Annotated in this window: 14 protein-coding genes; 7 read left to right on the top strand and 7 right to left on the bottom strand. The window is 44.1% G+C overall.

Going from position 1 to position 13,097, the window contains the following annotated elements; translation table 11 throughout:
- Positions 1–75 precede the first annotated feature (75 nt).
- The 4 genes from AV939_RS06030 to arsC are packed head-to-tail and all read right to left on the bottom strand — an operon-like array spanning position 76 to position 3,488.
- On the bottom strand, positions 76–1,992 hold the full coding sequence (locus AV939_RS06030) for a hypothetical protein (RefSeq protein WP_061997358.1): 1,917 nt from the start codon (positions 1,990–1,992) through the stop codon (positions 76–78).
- A gap of 2 nt (positions 1,993–1,994) precedes the next feature.
- Positions 1,995–2,414, bottom strand: a complete 420-nt coding sequence (locus tag AV939_RS06025) for a DUF2069 domain-containing protein (RefSeq protein WP_061997357.1) — start codon at positions 2,412–2,414, stop codon at positions 1,995–1,997.
- Positions 2,404–3,135: an NAD(P)H-dependent oxidoreductase gene (locus AV939_RS06020; protein WP_061997356.1), complete on the bottom strand. Its 732-nt coding sequence runs from the start codon at positions 3,133–3,135 to the stop codon at positions 2,404–2,406. Before AV939_RS06020 ends, AV939_RS06025 begins: the two co-directional genes overlap by 11 nt.
- Entirely contained in the window at positions 3,135–3,488 is a 354-nt protein-coding gene (gene arsC, locus AV939_RS06015) for an arsenate reductase (glutaredoxin) (protein ID WP_061997355.1), read from the bottom strand. The genes AV939_RS06020 and arsC overlap by 1 nt, the downstream gene beginning before the upstream one ends.
- 334 nt (positions 3,489–3,822) lie before the next feature.
- Here arsC and AV939_RS06010 point away from each other — a divergent pair, with 334 nt between their 5' ends.
- A complete protein-coding gene (locus AV939_RS06010) occupies positions 3,823–4,350 on the top strand; it encodes a TlpA family protein disulfide reductase (RefSeq protein WP_231751172.1) in 528 nt (175 codons plus the stop codon).
- Here AV939_RS06010 and AV939_RS06005 read toward each other — a convergent pair.
- A complete protein-coding gene (locus AV939_RS06005) occupies positions 4,345–5,814 on the bottom strand; it encodes a M48 family metalloprotease (protein WP_061093579.1) in 1,470 nt (489 codons plus the stop codon). The genes AV939_RS06010 and AV939_RS06005 overlap by 6 nt on opposite strands.
- 280 nt (positions 5,815–6,094) lie before the next feature.
- Here AV939_RS06005 and AV939_RS06000 point away from each other — a divergent pair, with 280 nt between their 5' ends.
- Complete coding sequence (locus AV939_RS06000; protein WP_057792036.1) at positions 6,095–7,171, top strand: AI-2E family transporter; 1,077 nt, start codon at positions 6,095–6,097, stop codon at positions 7,169–7,171.
- Positions 7,172–7,268: 97 nt separating this feature from the next.
- Here the strand turns inward: AV939_RS06000 and bcp are convergent, their stop codons facing one another.
- Both bcp and AV939_RS05990 read right to left on the bottom strand, forming a co-directional pair.
- The gene (gene bcp / locus AV939_RS05995) at positions 7,269–7,739 is read right to left on the bottom strand and encodes a thioredoxin-dependent thiol peroxidase (protein WP_061997354.1); all 471 of its coding nucleotides are present in this window, start codon (positions 7,737–7,739) and stop codon (positions 7,269–7,271) included.
- A complete protein-coding gene (locus AV939_RS05990; RefSeq protein ID WP_061997353.1) occupies positions 7,717–8,280 on the bottom strand; it encodes a glycine cleavage system protein R in 564 nt (187 codons plus the stop codon). Before AV939_RS05990 ends, bcp begins: the two co-directional genes overlap by 23 nt.
- Positions 8,281–8,460: 180 nt before the next feature.
- Here AV939_RS05990 and dapA point away from each other — a divergent pair, with 180 nt between their 5' ends.
- From dapA to AV939_RS05965, 5 genes are all read left to right on the top strand, one after another.
- Positions 8,461–9,345 carry a 4-hydroxy-tetrahydrodipicolinate synthase gene (gene dapA, locus AV939_RS05985; protein WP_057792030.1) on the top strand — a complete coding sequence of 295 codons (885 nt, stop codon included), beginning with the start codon at positions 8,461–8,463 and terminating at the stop codon, positions 9,343–9,345.
- 12 nt (positions 9,346–9,357) lie between these two features.
- Entirely contained in the window at positions 9,358–10,461 is a 1,104-nt protein-coding gene (gene bamC, locus AV939_RS05980; RefSeq protein ID WP_057792028.1) for an outer membrane protein assembly factor BamC, read from the top strand.
- Positions 10,462–10,473: 12 nt separating this feature from the next.
- Positions 10,474–11,187: a phosphoribosylaminoimidazolesuccinocarboxamide synthase gene (gene purC, locus AV939_RS05975; RefSeq protein ID WP_057792026.1), complete on the top strand. Its 714-nt coding sequence runs from the start codon at positions 10,474–10,476 to the stop codon at positions 11,185–11,187.
- Between the two features lie 198 nt (positions 11,188–11,385).
- Positions 11,386–12,348 carry a DMT family transporter gene (locus AV939_RS05970; RefSeq protein ID WP_057792024.1) on the top strand — a complete coding sequence of 321 codons (963 nt, stop codon included), beginning with the start codon at positions 11,386–11,388 and terminating at the stop codon, positions 12,346–12,348.
- A 168-nt stretch (positions 12,349–12,516) separates the two neighbouring features.
- Positions 12,517–12,840: a hypothetical protein gene (locus AV939_RS05965; RefSeq protein ID WP_057792022.1), complete on the top strand. Its 324-nt coding sequence runs from the start codon at positions 12,517–12,519 to the stop codon at positions 12,838–12,840.
- Positions 12,841–13,097 lie beyond the last annotated feature (257 nt).

The following is a 13,097-nucleotide window of genomic DNA, read 5'->3' as shown; positions in this document are numbered from 1 at the left end:
TATAGCGCTTCCGTAATAGCACAGCCCCCAAAAAAACAGATTGAACAACCATACTAAAAAGCGCTTAGTTAAAAACTAAAATAAACGCTCTTCAAGCTTCTCTTGCGCTTCTATAATCGCTTTTTTTTCATCGCCTGTAAGCTGCACACTTTCTTCATTGTCTAAATCTACCGTATTAAACCAAGTGCTGTCGGCAGGAAACAAAGTTGGCGTTGGCATGGCAGCTTGAATGGCCGGAATATCGAGCTCGGGTAATACACGGCTAACCGCATAATCTACCCGTAATTGCAGGTTGCTATCGTTAATACGATCCCGTTGCCCCCAAGTGACATCGTATGAACCATCGTCTACCGCATCACCTGAAAATATGGCCACATCCGCACTGGCGTCCATTCGATAATGCATCATGAAACGCTCGACCAAATTAGCGAAATCTTCTCTTTCGGTGTAATAGGAATAAAAAGTAACTGCGCCGTCGCTAGCAAACCAGTTGGCAACTTGACCTGCTGAATAAGCGCGCTGTGTACTGTTGGCATCATCACCCCCATAGCGTACCTGCGCCAGCGCATGCAGTTCGGATGAGGTAAGTGGCAAGGTGTTTTCAAGGCCAGTAGATAAAGGCGCGTTGTTATTAACGTAATTTAGAGGGGTATTACTATTAGATAAGGACGACCAGGTTGTATAGTCGAAGAAATCATTCGCATGGGCGAGCTCGTGGTACATCAACCATGTTAGTGCGGCATCGACACCTTGTTGAGTACGGGTTGCCCTTGCTGACGCAGCCAAGCCAGTTTGTGGATAGTAATAGGCTGCGTCTTTTACGTATCGCCAAAAAATAGAAAAATCTAAATCACTACCAAAACCGCTACGGTAATCGGGTTGAGTATTAATGGTGTCTCTTTCTTCAGGGCTGCGCCAAAAGTTATTTGCATCAAGGTAAATAGCACCAGTCACTGCCCAATAAAATGAGGGGCGAATATCGTAAGAAATGACAACCGCACTGGTAGCTCTTAGCATTTGTAGTAAATCGTCACTGCTGTTAGATGTTTGTAGAAACTGCTCGAATGCCTCTCCCATCCATGGATGTGACACATAGGTTCTATCTAAAATATCATCGATAGTAGGGGATTCGGTCTGTTGGCCAATAAGGGGAAGTTGCGCAAATGTGCAGCTGGATGTTAGCACATTGTTGTATACGCAAGCGTCTAGCGCTGCGGCATAAGGGCTATTCGGGCGATACGCTAGCATGTGCGACGTCACTGTTTCAGGATTACTGCCTGAGTCGTCAACGAAATACGCATCTGAATCTATATTGATGTTTTTTATCAACACTTGAACCGTATCGATCGCAACCGAGCCATCATCGAAAGTCAGCGTAGCTTGAATTTCAGCAATGCTGTCGGCGCTTACTTGTGGCGCTTGAAAATAAAGGTTATAAGAAAAATCGCCGTCATCAAAGGTAAAAGCGGGTATTGATGCCCCTGATAACTGTTCCCACGTAATGTCGGTTACGGTTTTCAAGCTGTTGTTATCTACGTGCAGTGAAACGCGGCCCCCTTCGCTGGCTTCGTGACCTAAACGTAAAGTAGCGCCAGGGGGCTGGCCTTCAATAACGGTAAGGCTAAGCTCGTCGGTTAAGGTTATTTCGGTTAAAGAATCGGCACTAGAAAAAGTGGCAGTAACTGAAACAAGGTATTCGCCGGCCGCCATAGCATCGAAACCTATGGCTTGGGTATGTGATGCAAGAGGAGTTATATTGTTTGCTTGTGTGCTAGCGCTAGTTGCACTTACCGTCCAATTCACACTAGTTATAAATGTGCCCGATGGGGCGGCAACGGCAAAATCGGCAGAGTCGCCAGCAATGATTTCGCTGGCGCCCTGTATTGTTAGGTTGGGTGGCGAAGATGGGGTAGGTGTAGTGGTGTTGCTATCTCCTGTTGAACCGCCGCATCCATATAATGCCAACAGTGAAATCGGTAGTAGCCACTTCATCGTTATTCCCCTTGTTCGAAATGCGCCTTTTCTTCTTGCATAACTTGTTTAAGTTTCTTTAATCCAAGGCCTAATTCACGTCCACGTTTACGAGCAAACGCGCTGCAACCAACGAACATTCCAACACAAAGCAGAATTTCAATTGCAGCATACCAGCGCTCTTCAGGCACCGCATAAGCCACTGTACAACCGTGCATTAAATAAAACAGTACCACGAAATTTGCCCAAGCGTGAGTATACGGCTTGCCTTGTATAATTCCCTTGTAAGGTAAAAGTAACGGCACTAAATAAACCAGTGTAATAAAGATTGGCGAGTACGTTAGCGTTTTATTAAGAAAAAACTGCCACGAAATAATCCACGCTATTAAGAGGGTATGACAACCAAGTGCCAAATAACGGTAAAAGCGAGTGTTAGGCGCCATGTGTTGTCTCCGGGTTATTCGCATGCCACAAAGCATTGGCTAATTTTGCCAGACGTTTACCTTGAGCAATACATAAAGATTTTTCATCTTCAGTGAGTGTGACTGCGTTGTCGAGTGCGACGTGACTCACACCGTAAGGACTTCCACCGCTGCGAGTTTCATGAAGCGCTGGCTCGCTGTAGGGCAGGCCGCACATCACCATGCCGTGGTGGAATAATGGGATCATCATGGAAAGCAGCGTTGATTCTTGACCGCCATGCATGGAAGAACTTGATGTGAAAACACACGCTGGCTTATTAATTAGCGATCCTTTTAGCCACTGGCTACTGGTGCTGTCTAAAAAGTACTTTACTGGCGCTGCCATATTACCAAATCGCGTAGGGCTTCCTAGCGCAAGCGCACTACATCGTTCGAGTTCTTGTAAGGTAACCGTGGGGGCTGCGTTAGGGTTTGATTCTTCCACACTGACGTTGGGGCTCTCTTCCCCTGAGCCCTGACTATTTAAGCCAGGCTCTTTCGAACTGGCGCCATTTGAACTCGCGTTTAGGCTTGCCACACTGCGAACAATAACTTCTGGTCGCACAAATGATTCACCAGTAGAAGATGACGCCGCATTGGCTTCCAAGCTTGATAGTTCAGCCATTGCCCCTTGGGCTATAGCATCGGCTAATCTTTTGGTGCTGCCATGGCGGCTGTAATAAAGAACTAAAATAGGGCCCATTATACGATTTCCAACACGGCCTCTGGCGGTCTTCCAATACGCGCACTATCGTTATTAATAACAACAGGGCGTTCAATTAACTTAGGGTGTTCTACCATGGCGGCATAAAGCTGTTCATCGGTAATATCTGCGCCACCTAATGCTGCAGCTTTATAGGCATCTTCTTTCGTGCGCATCATGTCTCGCACATTCTCTACGTTAAGTTGCCCAAACAAGGTTTTAAGTTCATCGATGCTCAATGGCGTTTTTAAGTATTCTACTACCGTAGGCGATATACCTTTTTCTTCGAGTAGTGCTAAGGTTTGGCGGCTTTTAGAGCAGCGCGGGTTATGTAAAATAGTAACCGAAGACATAATGTCGCCTCATCGTTAAATCATTGCCAAATTTTGGCGCTGACTATTGCTTGTTTGAAGGTGTTTTTCAAGGTGCTAAGCCCTTATTAATGATAAAAGCGCATTAATATTGGTGTTTAGGGCTAATAAATTAACGCTGATGCTAAGCAATTAACCCTGCATGTGCAAACTGCGCGCTACAAATGTCGCCCTTGAAATTGAGCAGGTAGAAAGGCAAACCCATTTGCAAACCCATGAAAGTACTTGCTATTAAATACGCAGCAAGGCATGTTTTCACACCGTTGTTGTTTATATTGTCTTAATTAATAGCAACGCCGTTCTTATGGCAAAAAGTATGGCAAAAAAGTATGACAAAAAAGGTACGCTAAAAATGACGAACGCTGCGAAGCAAGGGCTGTTGATTATATTGGTGATGTTACTTTCAGCAACCGCTGGAGTGTGGTTTTATAAGTACAATCAGACTGATTTTGAAACTTTGCAGGGCGGCGAATATAAGTGGCGAGATTTAGAGGGCAATTGGGTAATAATTAATTACTTCGCCCCGTGGTGTGCCCCTTGTTTAAGAGAAATGCCTGAGTTACACCATTTAGGCGACAACCTCCCGCCAAACACATCGTTATTCGCCATTAACTACGACGTATTACCTAAAGACGATTTACAGGCCATGGCAGATAAGTTTGGTATTACCCTAAATTTGATTATGGCTAATGAGGAAACGCGACTTCCCATTACTAAGCCGCCGTATTTACCGGCGACTTACATTGTGGGCCCGCAAGGGCAGGTTCAAGCCGAGATTTTAGGTGAGGTAACTGCTGATATGTTAAAAGACAAAATAGCAGAGTTACAGGCACAGGCGTTATAGGCGCTGCAACCGCTCTTCTTGATCTCTAAATTGCTTTATTCTTGCCCTAATACGTTGCTTTTGAAGATGGTCGTCGTCTTTCGCAAAGTTATAAGCATACTGCAGTTCATCCACTGCGCGGGTATAGGCGCCATACAAGGCATACACTTCTGCCTTACTTTGGTGCATTTGCGAAAAGCGCTTCGCTTTTTGGTACGCTTCAGACATCAACTGATGCGCAATTTGGTATTCGTCGTTCACCAATAAAAAGTCTTTTAGCAAACTAATTGCATCATCGTAACGGCTAGCACTTATCATGGCATTTGCTTGGTTAAGCGCCAATACTTGATTGCGCGGGCTGTTCTCTACAAAAGGTGACAACATTTCTACTGCCTTTAAAGGCTCGCCCTTAGCAATATAAATATCTGTTGCGGCGTCTAGATAAAACAGGTTGCCGCTATCTTTGCGCAACAACTCACCCATAACGATGTCTTGGGCTTTGTCGTACTCTTCGGTTCGCATATATGCCAATGCTAAGGCGTAAAGCGATGCTTCTCTTACTCGATAAGCCTCTTTATCTACCTGCGCGGTAAAATACTCTACCGCATAATCGGGTTCGAATGAGTATCTGGCCATGATCCTGGCTTTAGCAAGTTCAAACTGTTTACTTACCGGAACAAAGCGAGAAGGGTAGTCGTCTGCACGAGAACGGGCATCGGCTATACGAGACTCAGTTAATGGGTGAGTTAATAAACGCGCTGGCGGGCGTGAAACGTTTCGATATTCTTCAGCCATAATTGAAAAGAAGTCTGCAGCGCCGTTGGCATCGAACCCAGCACGGGACAACATAGCAATACCAATGCGGTCAGCCTCTTGCTCGTTAGAACGGGTGTAGTCAATTTGCATTTGTACAGAAGCCGCTTGGCCAGCTTGCATTGCCGCCATACCCGCTTGGGGGTTTGCCATGGCAATTAATACGCCACCAATAAGCGAAGCAATAGCTAAGGGCGATGAACGTTGTTGCGCTTGCATACTTCGAGCGATATGCCGTTGTGTAACGTGAGAGATTTCATGAGCCAGCACCGAGGCCAATTCACTTTCAGTGTTTGCTCTGCGCATAAGGCCAGTATGAACACCTATATGCCCCCCAAAGAAAGCGAAGGCGTTAATCGCATCGTTATCTACCCAGAAAAAACGAAATGGGAATTTGGCATTTTCGGCATGAATGACTAAGCGGTTACCTAAATCTTGTAGGTATTCATCTAAAACAGGATCGGCTATTAGCGGGCTTTGCCCACGCATTTGACGCATAACTGCATCGCCAACAATCATTTCTTTGTCTAAAGAAATGGCGTCAGACGCCACTACGCCAATTTCAGGCAGCGCATTTTTATTCGTGTAACTCACGCTTTGCGCAATACTCGACAAGCTAGCTGTAATAAGGAAAGACAGCACCAAGAGTTTTTGAGATAACCTTTTCTTCATGTACCTGTGATTTACTGAACAATACTGGAATACGTATTAGAGCACCAAAGTACCGTTTCAGTTTCAATTATTTATTATGAATTTTATCATTCTGCCTAGATAAGTACGTTTATGCCAGTTTTAGTGTAAATCTGACATTAACCATTAGCGTGGCATTTGATTCGAATATTGCTCATTAAATCGTCTTACCAGATTGATTTAAATAGAAAGTGTATTGCCCGATGCTAAGTCTTTACACTATGATGCGTATCCTATTCTTAAAATTTCTCAGGAAGCTTTTATGATCAGTGTGTTTGGTCGCTGGTACCGACGCAAATTTTCCGATCCTGATGCAGCCATGCTGCTTATTCTAATACTAATTACCACCGCCGCGCTGCTCTTGTGGGGCGAGCTTATCATGCCTGTTTTAGTGGCAGCGATTGTAGCTTATTTACTTGATTGGCCGGTTACCCACCTTGTTAGATTCGGCGTAAGCCGCGCTATTGCTTGCGGCATCGTATTAATGGGGTTTATTACCCTTGTCATTTTCATGCTAATTGGTTTAGTGCCCATTGTTACCCGGCAAAGCATTAATCTTATTCAAGAAACCCCGTTAATATGGCAAAAGGCCCAAGATTGGATCTTAACCTTGCCAGAAAAATACCCAGACTATGTGCAGGTTTATCAAATTCATCAAATGATGGAAGGGCTAAACGACAAACTTGTTGGCGTAGGCGAAACGTTAATATCAGCGTCTTTTAGTAATATTGCCAATGTGGCTGCGCTATTAGTTTATGCGGTGCTTGTGCCTTTAATGGTGTTTTTCATGCTCAAAGACAAAATGTATTTTTTAGAAAGTATTTCTAATTTGTTGCCCAAAGAGCGCCGATTAATTACGCAAGTTGGCCATGAAATGAATTCACAAATTGCCAATTATATTCGCGGCAAAGTGATAGAAATTGTGATTGTTAGCTTAGTGTCATGCGTAACTTTTGCCTTTATGGATTTACGATACGCTATATTACTTGGCGTATTGGTGGGAATTTCGGTGTTGATTCCTTACATTGGCGCTGCGGTAGTCACCATTCCTGTTGCCATAGTTGCGCTATTTCAATGGGGTTTAACGCCTGACTTCTGGTACCTATTTATTGCCTATTCAATTATTCAGGCACTAGATGGAAACTTACTGGTGCCTTTGCTTTTCTCTGAAGCAGTAAGCTTGCACCCACTGTATATCATTATTGCAGTGCTGGTATTTGGCGGTCTATGGGGCTTCTGGGGCGTTTTCTTCGCTATACCGTTGGCAACATTGGTAAAAGCAGTTATAACCGCGTGGTCGAGCAATCCTGCTGGGTTACCGGTAGCTGAAAGCGAATAAGGCGTTAATCACTAAGCCAATAGAAACGAAAAAGGCGGTAGTGTAAACAACCGCCTTCTTTTTTTATTTAACGAGCTAACAAAATGCTTGAGCTGAATTACTTGTTATCTGCTAAGTAATTTAACACCACTGTGTGATGCTCTTTGGTTTTAAACTTATTGAAAACGTGTTCGATAACACCGTTTTCGTCTACTAAAAAGCTCAAGCGGTGAATGCCGTCATACTCTTTACCCATGAACTTTTTCAAGCCCCATACGCCAAAAGCATCTGCTACCGCGTGGTCTTCGTCAGACAACAAAGTAAAATTCAGGCTTTCTTTTTCAGCGAACTTTGGCAAGCGTTTAACCGCATCAGGGCTGATACCCATAACTTCTACGTTCAAGCCGTCTAATGCCTCTTTGCTGTCGCGCAAGCCTTGCGCTTGAACGGTACAGCCTGGGGTCATCGCTTTAGGGTAAAAGTAAACCAGTACTTTCTTGCCTAGGTAATCTGATAACGAAATGGTTTCATCGTTTTGGTTTTGAAGTGAAAACTGTGGTGCTTTATCACCAGCTTGAAGCGTGTTCATTAGATTCCTTAATATGTTTATCTACAACTTTTCCGGTTACGTTGAGCTCTTCAAATAACGCGGTTAGTTCTGATTCTAGGGCAGCAAAATCTTCAGATGCGGGCATGTTCACAACGAATTTGCATCGCATACATTCGTTTTTACACTCGGCCGCTTTATAGGTGGCTTGTCTAAATGCACTAATTGACGCATTACGTTTTGCGAAAAAGCCTGTTACTGCTTTTATAAGGCCAGCGGTATCTTCGCCGCTGAACTCAACGTGAAATAAGTGATCGAGATTTTGCTTCTCGTGGTGACTGGTACGTTTCATCATGGAAAGCAGATCGAGTCGCTGACAAAGAGGGGGCACGGTACACTCAGCGCGGGTGATGGCTGACTGCGAGCCTTCTAAAATCATAGTAAGTGAGAACTCTTGACCATAAATAGCTTGTCGACTGTCTAGAATGTTGCACTGCGCTGCAGAAACTGTGGTCGCAATTTCACTTAATATACCCGTTTTATCTGAACCTAAAATGGTAACAATCAGTTGGTGCTGAGACATTAAAACCTGCATCACAAGAAACGTATGACGTGATGGTAGCATAGAGTTTTTTTTTAGTACCAGCGGCTTTTTGTAGTATTGATGCAGATTATTGTCAAATTCTTGGTATTTAGGCGTGAGATAGCTTGTGTTTAGCTACCGACATATTTACCATGTGCGCTCATATTTTGCGGAGAGATTATGTTTACTGGTAGTTACGTAGCACTCGTCACGCCGATGTTTGAAAACGGCGACATCGATTACAAGTCACTTGAGAAGCTAGTGCGCTTTCATGTTGAACAAGGCACACATGGTATTGTGTCTGTTGGCACCACTGGCGAGTCGGCCACCTTACCGTTTGATGAACACGTAAACGTAGTTAAAGAGACCGTTGCTATGGTGTCTGGCGCTATTCCTGTTATTGCAGGTAGTGGCGCAAACTCAACTGCTGAAGCGATTTTTCTTACCCAACAATTGGGTGCCGCCGGTATCGACGGCTTCTTAAGCGTAGTCCCTTATTATAACAAGCCTCAGCAAGCAGGCATGGTGGCACACTTCAACGCCATTGCTGATGCCAGCGATTTACCTGTGTTGTTATACAACGTACCAGGTAGAACCGTTGCTGACATGCTGCCTGAAACCGTTGCAGAACTTTCATCTCACAAAAACATTGTTGGATTAAAAGACGCAACAGGTGATATTGCTCGCCTTAAAGCAACGCAAGCACTTGTCCCTTCAGACTTCGTTTTATTAAGCGGCGATGACGGCTCAAGTTGTGAATTCATGTGTGAAGGCGGTCATGGCGTTATTTCTGTGACAGCAAACGTGGTTCCAAAGGCCATTGCACAAATGTGCGAAGCTGCTTTAGCAAAAGATTTTGATAAATGTCGCACTATAGATGAAAGCATCGAATTGCTTCACACCGCGCTATTTATCGAGCCTAATCCAGTTATTCCTAAGTGGGCTTTATACAAAATGGGCATGATGGAAAGTGCACAAATGCGATTACCTATGGTTTTACCGGAACTTGTAAGCCAAAAACATATCGAAGAACTATTACAAAAATACGCATTGATTTCGGGTTAATAAGGAACACAGATGAATAGAACGCTGGCTATAGTGAGTTCGATGGTAGTAATCGCACTTGCAGGTTGTTCAAGCCAAACAGATAGAAAGACGGCTTCAGGAACGTACAAGTACTTAGAAACAAAAGAACAAAAGCAAGTACAAGTTCCTACCGACTTAGATGCACCAGCTTTTTCTAGAGAGTTTGCGGTACCTGAGCTAGACGAAAGGGTAGATGAAAGTCTTGTTGGCAAGAAATTGCTTGTTCAGTCTCCTGCGTTAGTATTGCCGCTTGTTACGGGCTCGCACGTAGAAGAAGGTAAAAGCACAGCAACAATTTGGTTCGACCAAGTTGATGATAGCCAACCATTAAGCCAAGCAGTGTGGAATTCTTTGTTAAGCTTCCTAGACGAACAAGGCATTGGCGTAGATTTCTTTGATCCAGAGCAGCAAGTGCTAAACACTGATTGGATGATTATCAAAAAAGAAGTGGATAGCCCTTGGTACAAATGGACCAGCACTGAAAGTGAAGTTGGACGCCGCTTTGAATTCGTTCTTGACGTAAAACCTCACGGTAGATCTGCCGCGCTTTCTGTTGACTTAAAAGACTATATGGCCACCACGGGTGACGATGTTGTTGCAGAAATTTCAAGCATGCAAGAGCGCCGCGAGGAAGTAGACGTACTTAACCAAGTGATTGGTCATTACGAATACCAGATTCAATTACAAGAAACTCGCCGAATTGCACGTATTCGCCAAGGCCTAAATACCGAAATGGGCTTTAATGATGACGGCAACCCAGCATTTATGGTTGATGCACAATACGATGTGGTATGGCCACGTATGTTATTGGTATTGCGTAAACTTGGTTTCGACGTTAAAGATTTAGACAAATCTAACGGCCTACTGTTTGTTTCCTATAATGGTAGTGACACGGGTTGGTGGGGCGGCTTGTTCTCCAGCGACAATGAGTTACTTGAAAAAGGTGACTACCGTTTAAAAGTTTCACGTGCCGGTGAGAAACGCAGTTCAGTGACTTTCATGAATAATGAAAGCGAACCTTTTGAAGCCAATCAGGTTTCAGACCTATACGGCGCATTTGCCGAGGTCATGTCAGAAGATAACCTTGATATATAATTGAGACTGAGAATGGAAAAACGTGACGAGCTTTACCGCGGTAAAGCAAAAACTGTGTATTTTACCGATGATAGCGATAAGTTAATTCTGCATTTCAGAAACGACACATCAGCTTTCGATGGTGAAAAAATTGAACAGCTAGACCGTAAAGGCGAAGTGAATAACAAGTTCAACCATTTTATTATGACCAAACTTGAAGAAGCGGGTATTGCTACGCAAGTAGAAGCTTTGCTTTCTGACACTGAATCCTTAGTTAAAAAGCTAGACATGATCCCAGTGGAATGTGTTGTTCGTAACCTAGCGGCAGGCTCTTTGGTTCGTCGTCTTGGTGTAGAAGAAGGGCAAACGTTGGCGCCGCCTGTGTTTGAATTCTTCCTTAAAAACGACGCACTGCACGATCCTATGATTAACGATTATCACATTGTGTCATTTGGATGGGCGACAGAAGCACAAATTGCTGAAATGAAGTCGTTAACGTTTAAAGTAAATGCTGTGCTTAAATCGCTGTTTGATGAAGCAGGCATGTTGCTAGTAGATTACAAACTTGAATTCGGTGTTGATCCTGAAGGCAACATTGTTTTAGGTGATGAATTTACACCTGACGGTTGCCGCTTGTGGGACAAAGAAACCCGCAAGAAGATGGATAAAGACCGTTTCAGACAAGGCCTAGGCTCAGTGGTTGAAACTTACATTGAAGTTGCAGAACGCTTAGGTGTTTCACTGTAACGGCATGTTAGTGTAAAGATTGAAAGAAAAAAGGACCCATTGCGGTCCTTTTCTTTTGCCTGTAAAAAGGTAAATTACAAAGCCTTGATTAAACAGAGCTTTGTGTATTTTTTACATGTGGCTACGTGCACGAAATAACCTAGTAAAATTATCAACCTTCTAAAAGGGCTTTTATGAATACGCTGTTGGAGAAAATGAATGGGTAACCCATACGGATTAGTGTGTATTGCCATGCTGGCGTTTGCTGCCAATTCGTTGTTATGCCGTATGGCACTGGCCAATACCGATATCGACCCAGGCCTTTTCACCACAATACGCTTAGCCAGTGGGGCATTGTGTTTAACACTTTTGGTCGCTTTTACTGCGCGCCGTTCATTGTTAGCGAGTAACAAAAGTGAGCAAAGCGCTTCGGGAACAGAAGGTGCTGCGGTTAATATCAAGAGCGCTGCGGCGGGCACAAACAGCGCGGCGACGAACACCAGTGCAATAGCGGCCATTAAACAACAAGCATCAATAGCAGGGGCGTTAAGCCTATTTGTTTATGCTATCGCATTTTCTTATGCCTATATCTCAATGTCGACGGGTACAGGCGCACTGCTTTTATTTGGCGCAGTGCAACTCACAATGATTTCAGTGGGGTTGCTAAAAGGCGAACGCTTTGCTGCATTTCAGTGGTTAGGTTTTTTACTGGCTTTTGCAGGCTTAGTTATCTTGTTGCTACCCGGTGCAAGCGCGCCGCCGCTGTTTTCAGCACTGTTAATGGTAAGCGCAGGAATTGCATGGGGATTTTATTCCTTATTAGGTAAAAAGAGTAACGCGCCCTTATTGCTGAGTGCAGGTAACTTTTTATATGCCACTTTACTTACCCTACCTTTAGTGATGTGGTTATGGGTAACCAGTACATGGCAGTGGAGCAACGAAGGCGTGTTTTATGCGCTGGCGTCTGGGATAGTGGCCTCTGGTTGCGGCTATGCAATTTGGTACAAGGCGCTACCGTTAATTCAATCTACAACCGCTGCCACCGTTCAGTTAAGCGTACCGGTAATTGCCACGCTGATGGGCTGGGCGTTTCTTGCTGAAGCTATTAGCTTGCAAATAATGATTGCCTCTTTAATGACATTGGGCGGTATTTGGTTGGTTATTAAAATGCGCAAAGCCTAGCGAAGCGAAGTGCTTTCGCTTAAAAAGCACACCCGCTTAACCAACGCCCAAAACAGCCCAAATAGGCGTAGTTGGCATAATAGGTTAAAAAGTAGTTAAATATAGATACCGATGAACGGGGTTTGTAAGTACAAGGCGAAGCCCCGACCATTACTATAAAGGACTAACGTGGGCTTATTTACTAACATCCGACGTGCACTAACTGCCTCTAAATTTCAGCGTAAAGACTTGAAGATTATTGAGGCTATCCCTACAGAAAGATTTGCTACCATTGTTTTTCAGTTTAAAGACGAAGGGTGGGAGTTAACCGACGCCCCTGGCGACTTAGATGTCAGTCGTGACAGTTGGCAGGGTAAACTTCGAAAAGGAACCAGTACCCTTACTTGCAATTGGAATAACGACGACGAGGGCGAAATAGTAGGTTTAACCCGAATTATCGAAGGCATTGGTAAAGACTTCAACTTAAAAGTGCAATCTACGCCCAGTCGATAACTTAAACCGATAACTTAACTCGATAACTTAATTCGGTAACCTAAGTCGATAAGCAAGGCTTTCAACACATAAAAAAAATGACGTAGAAAAGCATGAGCGAAACAAAGCTTATCTACGTCATTCATCAACTGACGGGGCTGTTATAAGGGCTGCTATAAGGGCTATTACAAGGGCAATTACAAGAGCCGCTACGTCATAGCGGTTGAGATAACAACACGCCATGACTATTTTCCATTACAGCCATCTTTTCTAGTTTT

Source organism: Alteromonas sp. Mac1 (assembly GCF_001562125.1).
Lineage (GTDB): Bacteria > Pseudomonadota > Gammaproteobacteria > Enterobacterales > Alteromonadaceae > Alteromonas > Alteromonas stellipolaris.
This window is presented reverse-complemented; position numbering and strand designations above follow the sequence as displayed.

What these genes read in the sequence shown, in the direction of transcription:
- dapA (WP_057792030.1), top strand. Translation starts at nt 8,461, where the DNA reads ATGTTTACTGGTAGTTACGTAGCACTCGTCACGCCGATGTTTGAAAAC.
- bcp (WP_061997354.1), bottom strand. Translation starts at nt 7,739, where the DNA reads ATGAACACGCTTCAAGCTGGTGATAAAGCACCACAGTTTTCACTTCAA.
- purC (WP_057792026.1), top strand. Translation starts at nt 10,474, where the DNA reads ATGGAAAAACGTGACGAGCTTTACCGCGGTAAAGCAAAAACTGTGTAT.
- AV939_RS05990 (WP_061997353.1), bottom strand. Translation starts at nt 8,280, where the DNA reads ATGTCTCAGCACCAACTGATTGTTACCATTTTAGGTTCAGATAAAACG.
- AV939_RS06025 (WP_061997357.1), bottom strand. Translation starts at nt 2,414, where the DNA reads ATGGCGCCTAACACTCGCTTTTACCGTTATTTGGCACTTGGTTGTCAT.
- AV939_RS06020 (WP_061997356.1), bottom strand. Translation starts at nt 3,135, where the DNA reads ATGGGCCCTATTTTAGTTCTTTATTACAGCCGCCATGGCAGCACCAAA.
- AV939_RS06000 (WP_057792036.1), top strand. Translation starts at nt 6,095, where the DNA reads ATGATCAGTGTGTTTGGTCGCTGGTACCGACGCAAATTTTCCGATCCT.
- AV939_RS06030 (WP_061997358.1), bottom strand. Translation starts at nt 1,992, where the DNA reads ATGAAGTGGCTACTACCGATTTCACTGTTGGCATTATATGGATGCGGC.
- arsC (WP_061997355.1), bottom strand. Translation starts at nt 3,488, where the DNA reads ATGTCTTCGGTTACTATTTTACATAACCCGCGCTGCTCTAAAAGCCGC.
- bamC (WP_057792028.1), top strand. Translation starts at nt 9,358, where the DNA reads ATGAATAGAACGCTGGCTATAGTGAGTTCGATGGTAGTAATCGCACTT.
- AV939_RS05970 (WP_057792024.1), top strand. Translation starts at nt 11,386, where the DNA reads ATGGGTAACCCATACGGATTAGTGTGTATTGCCATGCTGGCGTTTGCT.
- AV939_RS06010 (WP_231751172.1), top strand. Translation starts at nt 3,823, where the DNA reads ATGGCAAAAAAGTATGACAAAAAAGGTACGCTAAAAATGACGAACGCT.
- AV939_RS06005 (WP_061093579.1), bottom strand. Translation starts at nt 5,814, where the DNA reads ATGAAGAAAAGGTTATCTCAAAAACTCTTGGTGCTGTCTTTCCTTATT.